Here is a 15,474-nt window from a genome sequence, read left to right as displayed (position 1 = left end):
AATAAAACGATATTACTACATGAAGAAATGGATGACGGCTCTTACCCTGTTACCAGCCATAACGGTGCTGGGGCAGGAGAAAGAGAAGGCAGTACAAAAGGATTCTGTACCGGTGGTGAAAAGCACCACCGGCTTACAGGCCTACGAAAAAGTGATAACAAAGGCAGCGCTTACCCGCCAGGGCATGTTTACGGTGCATCTGGTAGATAATAAGTATTACTTTGAAATTCCTGATTCCTTACTGGGGCGTGAGATACTGGCGGTAACTCGTTATGTAGCTACACCGGAGCAAACACAGAGTTATGGCGGCGAAAAAGTAAATGAGCAAACCCTGTACTTTGAAAGGGGGCCGCAGAATAAACTGTTTGCACGCATTAAGGTATACAGGGCTACGGTAAAAGATACCACGGAGGCTATTTACAAGGCTATGCAAACCTCCGGTGTTACTCCTATTGCTGCTGCATTTGACATCAAATGTATTCATCCGGCCAACGGTAATGTGGTAATTGAGGTAACGGATTTCTTCAGAAAGGATAATAGCATTGTTGCTATGCCGCCGGCTGAAAAAACAGAAAAGAAGCTGAGTGGTTTTATTGATGATCGTTCTTTTATCAACTCCATCCGCAGTTATCCTATTAACGTGGAGGTAAAAACTACCAAAACCTTCTCTGTTTCAACCGGTGCCAGTGCGGCAGGCAGTGCTGCCGGTGCCTTAACATTTGAGCTGAACACCTCTATGGTGTTACTGCCCAAAGTGGCTATGCGCAGAAGGTTGTTTGATAACAGGGTAGGGTACTTTGCATCCAGATACTCGCTGTATGGCGATGATCTGCAGGAGGTAAAGACCTACGATTTTATTGCGCGTTACCGCCTGGAGCCAAAGGACGAAGAGGTGGAGAAGTATAAAAGGGGAGAACTGGTTGAACCTAAAAAGCAGATTGTATATTATATTGATCCTGCTACGCCTAAAAAATGGCGGCCTTACCTGATGGCTGGTGTAAACGACTGGCAGAACGCGTTTGAGCAGGCCGGCTTTAAAAATGCCATCGTGGCCAAAGAATGGCCGGAGAACGATACTGCCATGAGTATGGAAGATGCCCGTTTTTCCGTTATCCGTTACTTTGCTTCTGACATACCTAATGCTTACGGGCCGCATGTGAGCGATCCGCGTAGTGGCGAAATACTGGAAAGCCATGTAGGCTGGTATCACAATGTAATGAATCTGGTACGCGACTGGTATATAATTCAGGCAGGTCCGCTGGATGCCCGTGCGCGTAAAATGGAATTTGATGATGAACTGATGGGCGATCTTATCCGGTTTGTATCCAGCCACGAAATAGGGCACACACTTGGCCTGCGCCACAACATGGGAGCCAGCAGCCAGACGCCGGTAGAAAAACTGCGTGATAAGGCATGGGTGGAAGCGAACGGGCATACGGTGAGTATTATGGACTATGCCCGATTTAACTATGTGGCGCAACCGGAAGATAATATTGGTAAAGCGGGTTTATACCCCCGTATTGGTATGTACGATAAATGGGCTATTCAGTGGGGGTATAAAAATATATTCAATACTGCTGATGAATATGCTGACAGCAAGGTGCTGAATAAATGGATTGTTGACAGCCTGCGCGCCAACCCCCGGCTCTGGTTTGGCGGTGAGGGTAAAAACGAAGACCCGCGTTCGCAAACAGAGGACCTGGGCGATGATCATGTTAAAGCCAGTGATTATGGCATTGCCAACCTGAAACGTGTGGTAGCTGCGTTACCGCAGTGGACAGCGGAAGAAGGAGATTTGTACAATAACCTGGCCCACATGCATAAAAGGGTAGCCAGTCAGTATCTGCGTTATGTAATGCACGCCATGAAGAATGCGCAGGGTGGTGCTTATGTTACGGAAAAGAGTGTGGAGGAAACGGGTAATGTGTATACGCCCATTCCTAAAGCAATAATACAGGCTACTCTTGATTTTATGGGTCGCCAGGTAATTATGCCGCCGTTATGGTTATATCCGGCTGCAATTACCGGCAAAATCAAAACCAACCCCATGGAGGATATCTGTTCTATACAGAACAGCCTGCTCAACAATCTGCTTAACCCAGGTATACTGTATACGATTATGCAAAAGAACCTGGATAACAGCAACAGTTATACGGTACCTGCTTATCTGACTGATGTTAAGAAAGCGGTATGGCGCAAATTTACCGGCAACAATGCACAGGATGTTTACCTGAGAAATGCGCAACGTGCTTATGTAGACAGGTTGGTGATGATTTTAAAGCCCAAATCGCTGGAGGAAGGCAAAATGCCTACCAATGCGGAAAGAAGTGATGCAAGATTATATGTAAGAATGCACCTGACACAACTGAAAGGTGAGGTATTGCAAATGTCCGGCACCAGTTCGCTGGAAGTATTGCATAAACAGGATTTGATTCAACAGATTGATAAAGCCCTGAACCCTGATAAAAAGTAGTTTGTCTGGATTGTGTATGGCCATTCGTAAAAACGGATGGCCTTTTTTATTGCATCGCTGATACTTTGAAAAACAAAGAATTGTGTAATTGGCTGTTTAGTTCCACAGGGTGCCATCCAGGCCCACTACCGTACCCAGCCACAGGGCAATTACATAACCGATAACACTTACGAGAACCGCTATTAACTGTTGCCAGGTTCCCTTACGCCCCCATATACTCATGAAGTAGGTGAACGCACCTCCTCCGGCTCCCGCCAGTGGCACAACAATCATAGGGCGTATTTTCCAGAACTCCGGCCAATCGGGATGTGCTTTTACCGGCAACAGAAATATAGAAATAAGCACAAAGGCAATGCCTGCGCCTACCAGCATGTATCTGATCAGTGAGGGTATGCGAACAGGGTGCTCCGCAGTGTTGTGGTTTGTCTGTTTCATGGAGTTTGTTTTTATGCGTTGATATTTTGTTTGAATAAAAGCACTTCGTGTTTCAAAGTTAGGGGCTGTTGCTTTGTATTGCAAAGTTTATTTCTGCAATTGTGTTGCAACGCGTGCTGTTTGGGGGAGGGGCAGAGAGCAGGGAATTACCGTAGCGGAAACTGCAGGCGGAAGGAGCTGCCGGCGCCTGGTTTACTTTTTACAGTGATAGTACCGCCGAGTAGCCTGGTTAAGGTTTGTACATAGTTTAGGCCAATGCCAAAACCTTTTACATTGTGAACGTTACCTGTGGGTACGCGGTAAAAACGGTCGAAAATATAAGGCAGATTGGCAGAAGCAATGCCAATTCCATTGTCTGTTACTTCCAGTATCATACTGTTGTTTTCAGCTGTTACCTGAATATTGATAGTGGCGGGTTTGTTGGAGTATTTTACGGCATTATCTATCAGGCTGGCAACGATTATTTCCAGCATATTACCATCCATATGCACTTCTTCTACAGGCAACTCATAGTGTAGTGTAATTGCAACATGGTCCTCCATTAAAAACTGTTGGGTAATGGCTGTGAGCAGTTGCAGCAGATTGATTTGTGTGGGGGTGATTACAGGGGCGTTTTCATATTTTGCTATCTGCAGAATGCGGTCAATGTTTTTGTCCATCTGATCCAGTACCTGCCTGTTGGCGTGCAGGTAGCGCAGGGTACGTTCCGGATTGTTAATGTATCCAAATGTGTCAATGGCTTCGTGTGTGGAACGGAGTATGGTTACAGGCGTACGAAGCTCGTGTGTCATGTTGCTGATGAAATCGTTCTTCATACTATCCAGCTGTTGCTGTCGTCTTATAACGCGCAACATATAAATCAAACTACCCGTGGTAAACAGTATTAAGGAGAAAGAGATGCCAATGGGCCAGGCATTTTGTTGAATAAGGTAGGGGGTGGGGTTTGAGAAGCTGGCGGTAATACGGGTTTTATTTTTATGGCCATTGAGAATAGCAGATGCCATGTGTTGAACGGGCGTGGTAACGAACGTATCCCTGGTTAATATTACCGGCATATCTATTTTGTGTAACCGCAGCTCCCGCTGGTACCTGGTTTTCAGTTCCTCCAGGTTAAAAGGGGGCTTTGGGGCATTACCTGCCATGTTGACTACCATTTCTTCTACCGCATCGGGGTTGCTCATCGATAAAAGTATTTCGTGTATGGGGTGCATTGCAGCGGAGTCGAATGGATTAAAGCTGCTGTGCATGCCTCCATCCAGCATAATGCGTATTTCTCTGTTATGATATTCGTCCACGCTTTTTTGTAGCAGGGAAGATGCTGTAGTATAAAAATTATTCTCTGTAATAGTCCAGGTTTTATACAGCCATATCAGCTGAAAAGCAGTGATGCCGGTACCTGTAAGCAGTGCAGTTAGTAATACCAGCTTAAAATGTTTGTTCATACAATGTCAAATATATCTCAAACGCTGAACCCTGTAACACACTTAACACTGATTAACACTCATTAAAACTGGTTAAATGCCCGGCGCAGTGCAGCAGAATAGTTTTGTAATATTAAAATAGTTATCATGAAGCCCTTTCTGTTTAGCTCACTGCTGTTTTTACTGCTGCCCTTATGCTCCCGCGCACAACAGCCGGCAATAACCCCACGTGGCATGGCGCTTCCCGTTGTAAATATGGAAGAGGTAGAAACTACACCTGTTGGCACCCGCGTTGGAGAGGTAAGTGTAACTGATGTTTCCGGTAGAAACTGGCAGTTGAACCGGTTGCGTGGTAAAGTGGTGTTTTTATATTGCTTTGCGGTGGATAGCGCCATAAATAGCAATACTGCTGCTGAGCTGAATGAGCTGGTTGAAAAGTTTGCTGATTCTGCTGCTGTTTTTCTGGCGCTTTCGCCGGACAGGTTTTCTGAAATGGCACAATGTGGCGGCAACGCTTTCCTGAAATGTCCGGTGGCTTATCAGCAGAGCGAAGCATTGGAAAAGCTGGCAATAACTACTTTTCCCGCAGTGGTGGTATTGAATAAGAAGGGACGGATTGCGGCATGGCAGGATGCTACGCATTCAGGGATTGTTAAAGAGCAGGAAGCGCTCCTTTACAAACTGCTTCGAAAATAATTCTGCGAAAAGCTTTGAAAGCTATTGGTTTGTAACAAGCTGAACTGTATCTTCGCCGCCCTTCCGGTTAAGGGGGCAGGTTCCAGAGCGGCCAAATGGGGCGGACTGTAAATCCGCTGTCTTTCGACTTCAGAGGTTCGAATCCTCTCCTGCCCACAGTAAGTTTGTAAACGCATGAATACAGCATTCATGCGTTTTTTATTTTCGGTAGGGGTGTTATGATGCCAGGTGTTTGTTAAAGCCCCATGCCACCAGTTGCTCATACGCATCCCATACATCTTCCGGAATATCCTGCGGTATCTGAAAGCCCTTAGCCGGATAAATACGTATACGTTGCAGATCACCCACCATAATGTTAATCACTTTTTCCAGGGGAATTTCATCGTTGGGATAATCAGCCAGGGTTGTCTGTGGGGAGGTAACCAGCAGTTCTTTCTCCGGCCAGTGCTTTTTAAAGGTGGCATAGCTTCTTCTTTCCATATAGGGCTTCTGTACCAGTAAAAAGCGGTGCGGGTTGAGGCCCTTTTCATGCAATAGCTTTTGGGTAAAAAGAATGTTTTCCCCGGTATTGGTGGATTGGTTTTCTATCAGAATGGCTTCGGCAGGCACGCCTTTCTGCAACGCAATCTGCGCAAAACGATCAGCCTCCTGTTCAGTCCATACACCTTTGGTAACATTGCCCAGGCCGCCGGAGAATATCACCAGTGGCGCCAGCTGCTTCAGGTATAACTCCGCAGCCCTTTCTGCCACGCGCAGGTCATGGCTGCCCAGCGCCAGAATGCAGTCGGCAGGGGTGAGTGTGTGGTTCATATGATGGTAATCCCACAATTTTTGCGCTGCCGCCATTATTTCGCTTGTAATCATGCGTAAATCTAGTAGTTGTCAGGCAAGCAGTGAAATCAATAGTTTAGGTATGCCTATAGCTATACCCATACCATAAAACAGATCCAGCCAAAACATGCTGCCCAGTGCGCCCAGGTATATAAAGCCCACTATAGGTGTAGCCAGTAGTTTAAATAACCAGGGTGCATCCGGCCGTTTAACGGTTTCCCATATTGCATTGGCATCTCCGGTGCTGGGGAATGCATGCATAGCGATGGAAATACCCAGATAAAGCAGTATGTAATGGTAAAACATAGCATTACCAAAGCTGAATACAGGTAACGATGCAGGTAGTGCTATAACTGCGCCCATAATAGTGTTAAGTAAAAAAGGGCCTGTGCTTACAAACAGGGAATGCCAGTGGTTATTGATTTTTTCGTGCAGTACGTATCCGGCAGGGTTGGCTGCCTGAAAGTAAACTACTTTAAATACCGGCACTTTGCAAATGCGGCAGCATAACTGATGGGCCAGTTCATGTACAATTACACCGGGAAAGGTGAGTACGGTAATAAATACTCCTGGAATAAGCATGGTATTGCGGTATAAGGGTTGTTAGAATTGTTCTTTGTGATTGATAACGTCGGTTACATATTGCGCATAATCGCTGGTGGTTGAATCGCGCAGTAGCTGGTTCACCAGTGCATCCCGTTTGGCAGGCTGGTGGTTGGCGTGCCAGGCAAGGGCCATAGTGGCTATGCAATAGCCATCGTTTGGAAACTGCTTACAGGTTTTTTGAGCCAGTTCCATTCCTTCACGCAGATCTCCCCGCTGTAACAGAGCCCTGGCCTTGCCAGCCAGTGCATAGTAGTTTTCACTGTTCTGATACAGCAGCTGATCGCAGTAGTACAAGGCTGAGTCAAACTGACGTATACCTCTCTTGGCACCAATGCGAAGGATATTTATCTGGTTAATGTCTTTGGCTACTGTAGCTGCTATCTGTAACAGACTGTCGCAGCTTTTGTACCTGTTCTGTTTCAGCAGGCGTTGCGAATAAAGCATCAGGGCGAATGTTTGCTTTGGGTATTCAGCAAGATACCTCACCAGGCTGCTGTCAGGTATCTTATCTGTTGTGCCCCAGGTAGCGTATAAAGCATCCATCGTTTCGGGTGGCATGTTGTCTCCTGTCTTTTGCGTAAGCAGGTTGATCTCTTCCACCAGTTCGGTGTTGTCCATGGTTCTGCCACCAATAATCTGGTTGGTCTTATACAGTTGCGCCAGGTTCTGATTGTGGTAAGAAGCTATCATCAGATGCGCCAGCGCCTCTGTGTAATCGGGCTGATATTCCAGTACCTGGTGCAGCTCTTTTTCTGCTGTAGCAAAACGGCGCTCTTTTTCTGCTGCAATTGCTCTTTTCAAATGAATGCCCGTTGAAATCTGCTTTGGAACGCTAAGCATGGCAAACACCAATACAACGGCTATACCTGCGGCAAACAGCTTAATTTTATTGGGTATGGGATAGCGTATAAAAGCAGTACGGCAGTTGCCACATAGCGCGTGCGTGTAACCAGGTATTACTTCAGCCGCTCCGCAATTGATACAGGATGGCTGCTCCGCAGGGGAGTGCTGGTTTGTGTTGGTTAATTCCATAAGAGTAAAAGGTTGTTGCTATAAAAGTAGCACATACGGATAAAAAAACAGACAATCTGTTTGATATTAAAAACATTCTCCTATATTTGCAACCCGATTGAAACGGAATATAGTTCTTATTTAAACGGATTACCTGCCCAGATGGCGAAATTGGTAGACGCACTGTGTTCAGGTCGCAGCGTCCGCAAGGATGTGCTGGTTCGAATCCAGTTCTGGGCACCTGATAGCCCCGCAAGCTTTTGCTTGCGGGGCTTTTTATTTTGTAGTATGCATATGCTAACAGTTCAACGATCACATCTTTATGCGATTGCCCACCCCATTTACCCGGACTACATTTGCCATCCTTGAAACAGTTAACAGAAAAAACGATGGAAAGCGCGGAAGATGCGCTGCTGCAAATGGGGGCCGCAGCTTTACGCAAAGCAGCGATCAATGCACAGGCAAAAGATTTTTTATTGAACCATAAAGAATTGTTTTACCTGGTAAAAAAAGCAGCAGACCGCTACATAGGCGGAGAAACACTGAAAGAGACGGTGCAGAAGGCAGGCGAACAGAACCGTCTGGGATTTAAGTGCTCCATTGAATACATGGGCGAAAATGCCAGTTCACCGCAAGAGGCTTCAGCAGCCATGGAAGAGTTTGTACGTATATGCCATACCATTCGTGCGCAGGGCCTTCACTCGACTGTATCGCTGGATCTTTCGCATATTGGCCTCGGTATTTCCAGGCAACTATGTCTGGAACACCTGGATCAGATATGTACCGCTGCGCAATCAGATATAGAAGTGATCATCAGCGCAGAAGATTGTGGCAAAACAGAGGATGTATTGGCTACTTACATGGAAGCAGCCAGACTACACCCACAGCTGGCCATTACCTTACAGGCTTACCTGCATCGTACGGCAGACGACTTTCAGACCCTACTAACATATCCCGGAAGGATACGTGTGGTAAAAGGTGCCTTTGATACACCCGAAGGCCTTTCTCTTCCACGTGGACAAAGGCTAAACGAGCTGTATCTTCAATATATAGATACCTTATTGAGCACTGGCCATGATTGCTCCATAGCTACACACGACCTGCATATACAAACGGAAGCCAGAAAGCTGATAGATCTGTACCAGCCATCGCACGCACAATACGAGTTTGAAAGCCTGTACGGCATACAAACCGAACGCCTGCTAAGCCTGAAAGCAGACGGCTATATGACCAAGCTTTATCTGGTATATGGTAAAGAATGGTATCTGTACCTGTGCAACAGAATTGCCGAGCACCCGGTAAACCTGTTTCAGGCATTGGCCGATATAGTAGCCTGATTTTTTTCTTACAACCAATAAATAAAAACGGACATGACACTAAAACCGATGGCAGCCCTGATTGCAATGGGTACCCTGGTACTAACAGGATGCGCTAAAAACAAAGAAACAGAACCTGTAGCGCCACCTCCCGCACCTGGTAAAAAAGTATATTTTCTGCTGGACAAAGTGGAATATAAAGATTCAAAGAAAACAGCCTATTTCGATTACAACCCGGATAGTACTGTTAAACAGATTTTACACGAATCTGAGGTTTCCCTGGCAGAGGTAAATTACACTTACACTAATAAGAACCTGATACGCGTAGAAGTGCCTGGATCGGTGTATGTAACCAACTATGGCTATACCAACGGCGTTATGAGCCATCTGGAAGGTTCGCAGAATGCAGGCGGTGGTCATAGACTAGAGTATGACTACAATACCAACAAATCACTGAAAACGATGCGCCATTATAAAATAAATGAAGCCGGACAACAATTACTGTTTACCAGCGCCTACCAGTACAGCGCAGATAACCTGCTGGAAAAGGTAACAACAGTTGCGGCCGGTGCCAAACTTACCTGGACACTTGAAAACTATTCTGACAGCTGCAGTATTGAACCCAACCTGTTTATCACCGGCAATGGTCTGGATGAAATGTATGCTATTTACAATTATCCTATGCTATCTTACCTGCCAAAGCTTCCAGGCAAAATAACCCTTACCAGAACAAACGGCAACAATGCGCCATTCATAGAAAAAATATATGAAAACGCATGTACGATCACTCATAAGAAGCTGGAAAAAATGAAACTGCGTGTAACATATCCGGGCTCAACTCCCATTGTCAGCAACGAAGAAGTGATATTGCACTACAAATAGTATTGTTCGGTCATCTTTTTGTGAACCTTGCCGTCCTTGCTTTCAGGAACGCGATTACAGCCTCTTCTGAGTCAAAGCGGTTGCCGATGTTCACAAAGTTTTTAGCCAACACATCGTATCGCCCCGCAAGCAATAACAGGGAGACCATGATGATATCTATCCTGCTAAAGACCACGGCGTTATTATCCCCATAATGGTCGATGGTCTTTAGGAAATTTACGGGGTGTTCTGTCCAGTGCATCGTTGGTTTTAAATGATGGGAAATATGATAGCCATCATTCCAGCATATCCAGTTATACCTGCTGTTGATGCAATTCATGCTATTCTTGTAGCAATTACCCGGATCTGCCTGATCAATAAATGCATGCTGACCCCAGTTGCCCAGCATGGCTATCAGGCGATAAAAGAAATAGGGAAAGATTAATACACACAACGTGGCCTTTAGATTAAAAATGCACAACAGCAGTGTTACACTGATAAAAAGCACTTCACCCCGTATGGCGCTATACATTAATTTCCTCCTGTTCTTTCTCTTGAAATATGCCGCCAGATCATATATGCCGGTAAGCATAAACCTCATCAGGTACAACAGGAAATCTTTCAGGGAATCGCGTTGGTAGAACATGGTGGAACTTTCGTCCTCTTCGAGGTTATTTTCAGCATGGTGCATTCCAATATGGTGTGCATAGTAGGTATCGGCCATGTGTCCAAAGAAGGGTGCGATCACATAAGGAAGGATATAGTTCAGGTAATCATACTTTTTCTTAAACAGCGTACGATGTGCTGTGCTATGGAACATCAGTGAAAAGCGCCCGATAAAGAAAGCTGCAATCATGAACATATAGCTGATTGCTGCTCCGGTCCAGTACCATCCTTTCAAAAGATTGCTGAACAATAAGAAGGCATAGGGTACCATTACCATCACAATAACAATAGTAAAATAAATGAACGGTAGGTCCCTTTCATCCCGGATAAGGCGTAAAAAGAAATGGTCCAGGCGGTTATAGTTGCGCGGTCTGAAAACAGGGTCAGTCAAAATAATGGGGGCAGGTCTCATAACTCTTCTTTTTTCCGGTGGTTTTAATAATAGTGCAAATGAAGCCTCAATAATTACGATTGATGTAGGAAACCAAAGTGAAACGGGCAAATTACCCGTTAAAGCGGGCAGGGTACAAGCGGCAGATATGGGATGTTGTACCCAAAGAAATTTAACAGGTTGTTTGGTCCGCCTTATATACAAAACTGCCTGCTTCCTCATGTTAGTCTGTAAGGCAACAAAGGGGAATGGCTATCTTTGGCGCATGTCGAGGCATTATTGGATCCCTGGAATTATCATCTCACTTGGAATTGGCCTTGCGGTGGTTCCTATAAGAATGACAGGTAATGACGTTCATTCCGGAGGACTTTTTCTGGCTGCCCGCACATTCAGATATACTTTCACTGCCGGTATACTTTCTTTTCTTCTACATCTTTGGTTAAACAGGAGATTTCTGATTCCGAATCGATGGCGATACATGGGTTATCTGATGAAGATAATTTTGGTTGCCGTAGCCGTCTGTCTTATTTCGGCGCTGATCGATATTGTTTTCAGCAGGTTGGTAAAGAACCCTTCATTCAGCATTGCCAGAGAAGATCTGAACTTGTTCCTGATCGTTTCCAGAGCTTTACTCATTAGTGCGCTGCAGTTCTTTATCGTTTTGTATTTGCATGTACTCAGTGAAAGCCAGCGGCGTAACCTGGAAATAGAGAAGCTTGAACGGGCACAATTGGAGGCTAACCTGTCTAACCTGAAGGAGCAGATGAGTCCTCATTTTCTGTTCAATACCCTTAATACTTTAAGTGCGATTACCCAGGATAGGCAAGTCAAGGAGTATGTCTCTGAAATCGCCTCCGTTTACAGGTATATGCTCATTCACAACAAATTGAGCCTCGTTCCGTTGGAGAGTGAGTTAAGTTTCATCAAATCCTATCTGCACATAATCAGAACACGGATGGGCAGCGCCATTGTAATTGATATCAACGTGGATGAAAGATGGATGCAGGCAAAAATACCGCCACTTACACTACAGCTGTTGCTGGAAAATGCCATAAAGCACAATGTTGCTTCAGTCAGCAATCCTTTGCGGATTGTGCTATACAATGATGGGGCTCATCTTGTGATCAGCAATAGTTTGAATCCCAAAAAAGCCTCATACTTGTCAACGGGAGTTGGCTTACACAATCTGATGACCCGTTACCAGCTTTTGTTTGCCAGAAACATCACCATAGAAAAAACAACAGCCGGTTTTACTGTTAAGTTGCCAATTATAAACCATGAAGATTCTGATCATAGAAGATGAAATAAATGCCGCAAAAGAGCTGGAAAGGATTTTGCTTGAGCAGGACAAATCAAATGAAGTGCTTGCCATTCTTGATTCTGTAGAAGCAGGCATTGCGTTTTTAAAACGAAATAGTTCGCCTGAACTGATCTTTTCTGATATTCAACTGGCAGATGGAATGTGCTTCGAAATTTATAAGGAAGTTCCTGTAAACAGCCCGATCATTTTTTGTACTGCGTATGATGAATACATGCCTGAAGCTTTTGAAACGAATGCGGTCAGTTATCTGTTAAAACCTGTCACAGAAGTTGCGATAGCCAAAGCAATGGAAAAATTTAAACGGCTGAGGTTTGCTTTTGAACCAGCTGCTGCAATACAGTCTATTGAGAAGTTAAGCAGGGATTTAAAATATACCTATAAAAAGTCATTACTGGTAGAGCTACGTGAAAAGATTATTCCCCTTCCGGTAAATGATATAGCTTATCTGTATCTGGAAAATGCGGTGATTAAAGTTGTGACCCTTAAAGGTCAGCAGTATTACATAACGTCTACCCTCGATGAATTAGAGCGAATGCTTAACCCTGAGTCATTTTACAGAGCCAACCGTCAATTTATTATCAACAGGCTTGCCATTGCAAGCATAGATAGATTCTTTTCCAGAAAGCTTGTTGCCAGGCTTGTTATGGAAACTCCTGAAACCATTGTTATCAGTAAGGCAAATTCCTCTGATTTCCTGAGATGGCTGGAAGGTTAGATGGTAGAAATACAAACACCAATCATTGGAGAATGCAGGTTTCACTGAAAGGGCCTGATAGTGATGCCAGACGAATTATTATAGAATTTAGCAAAGACCAGATAACAAAGGCCGATAGCATAGAAGAGGTTAGCAGAAACGGCGAGATAGTAAGTGTGTGAACGGATTATCAATCAACTTATGCCGGGTTTGAAGGGGCTTTAGGGCGTATTTTCATCAGAAAGGAGTAGCCGGCAAGCCATATCATTCTTTTCCGATACTCAATAAGTACTCCGTTGGCAGGCGAATAGTTTTGTTTCTACTGCCTGCTGTATTTACTGATGCTAATTTCTTACTACGTTATATAAAGTCTGGTTTACCACATGCTCATATGGCTGGTTGCATACCGGTGATAAGTTAAAGAATGTTCGTATATCAGGCCTTTATGCGCCTGTGTTATTACCGGGTACTGATAAATTACTGTTTCACCAGTTCGGGGGCTTAGTTTGTGCTAACTAGTTGTGTATGCGCATGGTTGTGGTAAATTTTGGCGTTCATGAACTGCGCATGCACATGGTGGTGGCTTAACCTGGCGCCAGCGGTTCACGCATGCGCATAGTTTCACTATAACCTGGTGCCAATGAGTTGCTCATGTATATGATTGCGGACCAAAGTGGCACCAATCAATTGCCCAGACATATGTTTGCGGGCTAAAGTGCTATCAATGGGCAGTACATGCACATGTTTGTGCATGTACCTGGTGCCAATAAGTTGCTCATATACGTGGTTACGGCCGGGCCTGGTGTCAACGAATTACTCATGCATATAAATATATCCTTCCGGCCCCAATGAATAATATATGCATATGATGGTGGCGCTCCGTGGTGTCAACGGGTTGCCCATGCACATGGTTGCGGCCTAAGGTGGCACCAATGGATTGCCCATGCATATGTTTGCGGGCTAAAGTGGCATCAATGGGCGGCCCATGCATAGGGTTGTGCATGTACCTGGTGCCAATAAGTTGCTCATGCACCTGGTTACGGACGACCTGGTGTCAAAAAATTGCTCCTGCACATCAAGTTGTTGCAGCCTGGTAGCAATCAGTTGCTCAGGTATATCAGATTTTACCTGCCTGGCGTTAATAAAATGCCCTTGTATATAACTATTCATGCGCCCTGTACGAACCATGAACGGGTGCATCAACAAGGTTTCGCCGGTTAGCTTAACGGGTAACAGTCAGGCATGGTTTTCAGGCGTGGTGAAAATAAATTATATGCTATGTTGACAAACGTACGTTTTTTACACATACCTTTATCCGGAGATGAAACTGCTATACAATACACCTTACTTTAGCGCATGATGCCTGCCGTTGACATATTACATACATGGCTACAGGCATTGGGATGGATGCTGGTTCATTCTCTTTGGCAGTGTAGCATACTGGCTTTGCTGGCTGCGTTAATAATATCACTCACAGGGCAACGGGCTGCGTTTCATTACCGGGTGCTGCTACTGGCATTTATTGCTTTTATTATAGCCTGCGTCTGCACTTTTGTTGTGTATGCGGGGCAGGCGACTTATAACGGGATAGCGGCAGCAGGTGTTTTGCCAGGTTCAAACATAGGCAGGGCTGTTGCGCAACATACTTTCACAAGCCTTATTTCAACTTATGCACCGTTACTGGTATGCTGCTGGTTTCCATTTTGCTGTTATCGGCTGATAAAAGGCCTGGGGGGATATCTGTATGTACATCGCTTGTGCAAACAAGATGTGTTTGGTGTGTCTGAGGAATGGAATGAATGCTTTGCCAGACTGGCGCAGCAGATGGGGATTACTAAAACAGTAAGGTTGCTGGAATCCGGAGTAATGAAGGTGCCTGTTTCTTTCGGTTTCTGGAAACCCGTCGTTTTAATACCGCTGGGCATGTTGTGTACTTTACCACCTGAGCAGGTAGAAATGGTATTGCGCCATGAGCTGGCGCATATACGCAGAAATGATTATCTGGTGAATCTTTTTCAACTGGTTGCGGAGGCTGTTTTTTTCTTTAACCCGGGGCTGCTATGGTTGAGCAGACGGCTTAGAGAAAAAAGAGAGTTCTGTTGTGATGATGCTGCGCTGATTGGTACCCATGATAACCAACCTTATTTACAGGCATTGATTTATTTCAGTTCCCTGTCATTGAAGGCGCCGGATGCGGCAATGGGCTTGCGTGGCCAGTCAGGTCAGTTATACCGGCGTGTAACAAGAATACTGGCCGGTAGTACAGCTGTTAAGTCAACACCGGCTATGGTATGGTTGTATACAGGTATAGTTGCTGTTTTGTTGTTTGCAGGTGTATATATCAGTACCGGTAAGCAGCCTGTGCGCAATGCAAAAGCTGCTATGGTAACTGAAGTGCCTGTTACAATGGACAGTGCTATGCTGGCCACACTTACAGGAGAGTTTAATACTACTTACAAAAACGCACATTATGTTATTGGTGTTGCCAAAAGCCGTATTACGCATCTTACTATTAATGGGCAGGTTATTCCGCCGCAGCAGTGGCAGTATTACAACAATGCCTTTGCCGCAGCGGTACTTGAGTTTAAAACGCATTTAGAAAAAGCAAAACCCATATTTCCATCTTCAAACCAACAGCCTGTACAAGGTAGTGATATGATGCAGGTTAAACTTTAATAAAAATACTGTCATTTATTGCAACCGCTTTTACGTCTGCAACAGCGGAAGGGCGGCGCATTGCCAAAACTTACTT

14 protein-coding genes and 2 tRNA genes are annotated in these 15,474 nt (G+C 45.0%); 10 read left to right on the top strand and 6 right to left on the bottom strand.

The features are described 5' to 3' along the window. The first annotated feature begins 19 nt into the window (after positions 1 to 19). Positions 20 to 2,473, top strand: a complete 2,454-nt coding sequence (locus IEY13_RS08310) for a zinc-dependent metalloprotease (RefSeq protein ID WP_188951521.1) — start codon at positions 20 to 22, stop codon at positions 2,471 to 2,473. 96 nt (positions 2,474 to 2,569) lie between these two features. On the opposite strand, the gene IEY13_RS08305 is transcribed toward IEY13_RS08310, so the two are convergent. Together IEY13_RS08305 and IEY13_RS08300 are read right to left on the bottom strand one after the other, a co-directional pair. Further along, positions 2,570 to 2,908: a potassium transporter KefB gene (locus IEY13_RS08305; protein ID WP_188951520.1), complete on the bottom strand. Its 339-nt coding sequence runs from the start codon at positions 2,906 to 2,908 to the stop codon at positions 2,570 to 2,572. A gap of 146 nt (positions 2,909 to 3,054) precedes the next feature. After that, complete coding sequence (locus IEY13_RS08300; RefSeq protein WP_188951519.1) at positions 3,055 to 4,350, bottom strand: sensor histidine kinase; 1,296 nt, start codon at positions 4,348 to 4,350, stop codon at positions 3,055 to 3,057. A gap of 126 nt (positions 4,351 to 4,476) precedes the next feature. Here IEY13_RS08300 and IEY13_RS08295 point away from each other — a divergent pair, with 126 nt between their 5' ends. Continuing rightward, entirely contained in the window at positions 4,477 to 5,025 is a 549-nt protein-coding gene (locus tag IEY13_RS08295; RefSeq protein ID WP_188951518.1) for a TlpA family protein disulfide reductase, read from the top strand. Between the two features lie 73 nt (positions 5,026 to 5,098). After that, positions 5,099 to 5,181 (top strand) — tRNA-Tyr (locus IEY13_RS08290). A 60-nt stretch (positions 5,182 to 5,241) separates the two neighbouring features. On the opposite strand, the gene IEY13_RS08285 is transcribed toward IEY13_RS08290, so the two are convergent. Genes IEY13_RS08285 through IEY13_RS08275 form a run of 3 tightly spaced genes read right to left on the bottom strand, consistent with a single transcriptional unit; the run spans position 5,242 to position 7,494 of the window. Beyond that, complete coding sequence (locus tag IEY13_RS08285) at positions 5,242 to 5,889, bottom strand: YdcF family protein (RefSeq protein ID WP_188951517.1); 648 nt, start codon at positions 5,887 to 5,889, stop codon at positions 5,242 to 5,244. An 18-nt stretch (positions 5,890 to 5,907) separates the two neighbouring features. Continuing rightward, positions 5,908 to 6,438, bottom strand: coding sequence for a DUF3267 domain-containing protein (locus tag IEY13_RS08280; RefSeq protein ID WP_188951516.1), 531 nt, complete (start codon positions 6,436 to 6,438; stop codon positions 5,908 to 5,910). Between the two features lie 21 nt (positions 6,439 to 6,459). Next, the gene (locus IEY13_RS08275; RefSeq protein ID WP_188951515.1) at positions 6,460 to 7,494 is read right to left on the bottom strand and encodes a tetratricopeptide repeat protein; all 1,035 of its coding nucleotides are present in this window, start codon (positions 7,492 to 7,494) and stop codon (positions 6,460 to 6,462) included. Between the two features lie 135 nt (positions 7,495 to 7,629). Here IEY13_RS08275 and IEY13_RS08270 point away from each other — a divergent pair. The 3 genes from IEY13_RS08270 to IEY13_RS08260 all read left to right on the top strand — a co-directional run bounded on the left by IEY13_RS08270 (position 7,630) and on the right by IEY13_RS08260 (position 9,671). Then, a tRNA-Leu gene (locus IEY13_RS08270) sits at positions 7,630 to 7,713 on the top strand. Positions 7,714 to 7,862: 149 nt separating this feature from the next. Next, on the top strand, positions 7,863 to 8,810 hold the full coding sequence (locus IEY13_RS08265) for a proline dehydrogenase family protein (protein ID WP_188951514.1): 948 nt from the start codon (positions 7,863 to 7,865) through the stop codon (positions 8,808 to 8,810). A gap of 33 nt (positions 8,811 to 8,843) precedes the next feature. Then, positions 8,844 to 9,671 (top strand): hypothetical protein, encoded by an 828-nt coding sequence (locus IEY13_RS08260; RefSeq protein WP_188951513.1) that lies wholly within the window; start codon positions 8,844 to 8,846, stop codon positions 9,669 to 9,671. 10 nt (positions 9,672 to 9,681) lie between these two features. Here the strand turns inward: IEY13_RS08260 and IEY13_RS08255 are convergent, their stop codons facing one another. Beyond that, entirely contained in the window at positions 9,682 to 10,728 is a 1,047-nt protein-coding gene (locus tag IEY13_RS08255; protein ID WP_188951512.1) for a fatty acid desaturase family protein, read from the bottom strand. Here IEY13_RS08255 and IEY13_RS08250 point away from each other — a divergent pair. From IEY13_RS08250 to IEY13_RS08240, 4 genes are all read left to right on the top strand, one after another. Then, positions 10,712 to 12,010, top strand: coding sequence for a sensor histidine kinase (locus IEY13_RS08250; protein ID WP_188951511.1), 1,299 nt, complete (start codon positions 10,712 to 10,714; stop codon positions 12,008 to 12,010). The genes IEY13_RS08255 and IEY13_RS08250 overlap by 17 nt on opposite strands. Next, complete coding sequence (locus IEY13_RS08245) at positions 11,985 to 12,743, top strand: LytR/AlgR family response regulator transcription factor (protein ID WP_188951510.1); 759 nt, start codon at positions 11,985 to 11,987, stop codon at positions 12,741 to 12,743. The genes IEY13_RS08250 and IEY13_RS08245 overlap by 26 nt, the downstream gene beginning before the upstream one ends. Positions 12,744 to 12,775: 32 nt before the next feature. Continuing rightward, positions 12,776 to 12,904 (top strand): hypothetical protein, encoded by a 129-nt coding sequence (locus IEY13_RS30295; RefSeq protein ID WP_262891966.1) that lies wholly within the window; start codon positions 12,776 to 12,778, stop codon positions 12,902 to 12,904. Between the two features lie 1,174 nt (positions 12,905 to 14,078). Beyond that, positions 14,079 to 15,398 (top strand): M56 family metallopeptidase, encoded by a 1,320-nt coding sequence (locus IEY13_RS08240; protein ID WP_188951509.1) that lies wholly within the window; start codon positions 14,079 to 14,081, stop codon positions 15,396 to 15,398. The last annotated feature ends 76 nt before the right edge of the window (positions 15,399 to 15,474 follow it).

It is taken from the genome of Filimonas zeae, assembly GCF_014641615.1.
GTDB classification, from domain to species: Bacteria; Bacteroidota; Bacteroidia; order Chitinophagales; family Chitinophagaceae; genus Filimonas; species Filimonas zeae.
The sequence above is the reverse complement of the archived record's forward strand: the minus strand, read 5'-3'. Positions and strand labels throughout refer to the sequence as shown.

Excerpts from the sequence above, each read along its gene's own strand:
- IEY13_RS08310 (WP_188951521.1), top strand. The coding sequence starts at position 20 with ATGAAGAAATGGATGACGGCTCTTACCCTGTTACCAGCCATAACGGTG.
- IEY13_RS08305 (WP_188951520.1), bottom strand. The coding sequence starts at position 2,908 with ATGAAACAGACAAACCACAACACTGCGGAGCACCCTGTTCGCATACCC.
- IEY13_RS08300 (WP_188951519.1), bottom strand. The coding sequence starts at position 4,350 with ATGAACAAACATTTTAAGCTGGTATTACTAACTGCACTGCTTACAGGT.
- IEY13_RS08295 (WP_188951518.1), top strand. The coding sequence starts at position 4,477 with ATGAAGCCCTTTCTGTTTAGCTCACTGCTGTTTTTACTGCTGCCCTTA.
- IEY13_RS08285 (WP_188951517.1), bottom strand. The coding sequence starts at position 5,889 with ATGATTACAAGCGAAATAATGGCGGCAGCGCAAAAATTGTGGGATTAC.
- IEY13_RS08280 (WP_188951516.1), bottom strand. The coding sequence starts at position 6,438 with ATGCTTATTCCAGGAGTATTTATTACCGTACTCACCTTTCCCGGTGTA.
- IEY13_RS08275 (WP_188951515.1), bottom strand. The coding sequence starts at position 7,494 with ATGGAATTAACCAACACAAACCAGCACTCCCCTGCGGAGCAGCCATCC.
- IEY13_RS08265 (WP_188951514.1), top strand. The coding sequence starts at position 7,863 with ATGGAAAGCGCGGAAGATGCGCTGCTGCAAATGGGGGCCGCAGCTTTA.
- IEY13_RS08260 (WP_188951513.1), top strand. The coding sequence starts at position 8,844 with ATGACACTAAAACCGATGGCAGCCCTGATTGCAATGGGTACCCTGGTA.
- IEY13_RS08250 (WP_188951511.1), top strand. The coding sequence starts at position 10,712 with ATGGGGGCAGGTCTCATAACTCTTCTTTTTTCCGGTGGTTTTAATAAT.
- IEY13_RS08255 (WP_188951512.1), bottom strand. The coding sequence starts at position 10,728 with ATGAGACCTGCCCCCATTATTTTGACTGACCCTGTTTTCAGACCGCGC.
- IEY13_RS08245 (WP_188951510.1), top strand. The coding sequence starts at position 11,985 with ATGAAGATTCTGATCATAGAAGATGAAATAAATGCCGCAAAAGAGCTG.
- IEY13_RS30295 (WP_262891966.1), top strand. The coding sequence starts at position 12,776 with ATGCAGGTTTCACTGAAAGGGCCTGATAGTGATGCCAGACGAATTATT.
- IEY13_RS08240 (WP_188951509.1), top strand. The coding sequence starts at position 14,079 with ATGATGCCTGCCGTTGACATATTACATACATGGCTACAGGCATTGGGA.